The 1243-nt window shown below is 74.4% G+C and carries 2 protein-coding genes; both read left to right on the forward strand.

Annotation, left to right across the window (positions count from 1 at the left end):
• Positions 1-202 precede the first annotated feature (202 nt).
• Positions 203-517, forward strand: a complete 315-nt coding sequence (locus AB0M20_RS44440; RefSeq protein ID WP_364307611.1) for a hypothetical protein — start codon at positions 203-205, stop codon at positions 515-517.
• Positions 514-1243: PhzF family phenazine biosynthesis protein (locus tag AB0M20_RS44445; RefSeq protein WP_364307613.1), on the forward strand; the 730-nt coding region annotated here is incomplete at its 3' end. The genes AB0M20_RS44440 and AB0M20_RS44445, both read left to right, overlap by 4 nt.

The raw sequence follows: 1243 nt of genomic DNA on the forward strand, positions 1-1243 counted from the left end.
GGAGCGGCTCAGCGCGTTGATGCTGCCGGGCCTGCCGCCCATCGCGCTGTTCCGGACCCACGCGCACCACCAGCCGATGGCCGCCCCCATGTAGCCGAGGGGCCGCCACCAGCTCGGCCGGAGCCTCGCGCTGAGCCGGCGCGAGCGGGAGATCGTGATCGACCGGACCTGTGCGCGGTGCGGATGCGAATACGAGTGGGGCGTGCACGTGCTGATGTTCGCCGGGCGGGTGGCGCTGACCCGCAAGCAGTTGACGTCGCTGACCTTCGGCGGACCGGAGGACCGGTGCTGGGAGTCGGGGCGGGAGCGGCTGCTGATCCGCGCCGCCGACGAGCTTCACGAGGACGGCGATCTGAGCGATCCGCTGTGGGCGGAGTTGCGGTTGTCGCTGGACGTGCCCGCGGTGCTCGACCTGCTGATGCTGTCGGGGTGGTACCGAGCCATCAGCGCGACGGCCCGAGCCATCCGGGTCCCGCTCGAGGACGCGGCGCCACGCTTCGCGGACTATGCGCCGTGACCGTGGCCGTCCCGGTGAGCGTCGTCGTCTCGTGCCTGGATGGCCGCTCGGGTGGCAGCCCGACCGCGGTGGTCCGGGACGATCCGGCGCTGAGCGACGAGCAGCGGCGGGCCGTGCCCGCCGAGGTGGGCGTCTCGCACGCCGGGTTCGTGCGTGGCCGCGAGGTGCGGTTCTTCACAGGTACGGGCGAGCTGCTCAACTGCGGTCACGGACTGATCGCGGTGCAGGCCGCGCAGCTGTTCCGCACCGGCCGTCCATGGCTGCGCAGCCGGCTGCGGGCCGGCGGCCGGCCGGTCCACACGGTGGCCGTGCGGACCGGGCCGGTGAGCGCGGACGTGTGGTTCGACCAGGGCCGGATCGCCCTCTCCCCCGCCGGTGTGGACGGCGAGCTGGCGGCGGCACTGGGGGTGACGGCCGCGGACGTCGGCGCGGAGGCGTGCATCGCATCGCCCGGCACGCCGCGGATCTTGCTGCCGGTGCGTGACCGGGCGGCGCTGCACGCGCTGGAACCGGACATGGAGGCGCTGGCCGCCTGGTGCCGCGCGCGAGGGCTGCTCGGCTGCCTGGCCTACGCGCCGCCGAGCCGCGCCGCCGACCACGACACCCATCAAGCCACCGGGGTCGTGGCCGCGCGGATGTTCGCACCGGCCATCGGAGTGCCCGAAGACCTGCTGAACGCCAACAGCTCCGGATGCCTGGCCGCGTGGCTGCACCGCCGCGACGGCC

Source organism: Actinoplanes sp. NPDC051633 (genome assembly GCF_040681735.1).
In the GTDB taxonomy this organism is placed as follows: domain Bacteria; phylum Actinomycetota; class Actinomycetes; order Mycobacteriales; family Micromonosporaceae; genus Actinoplanes.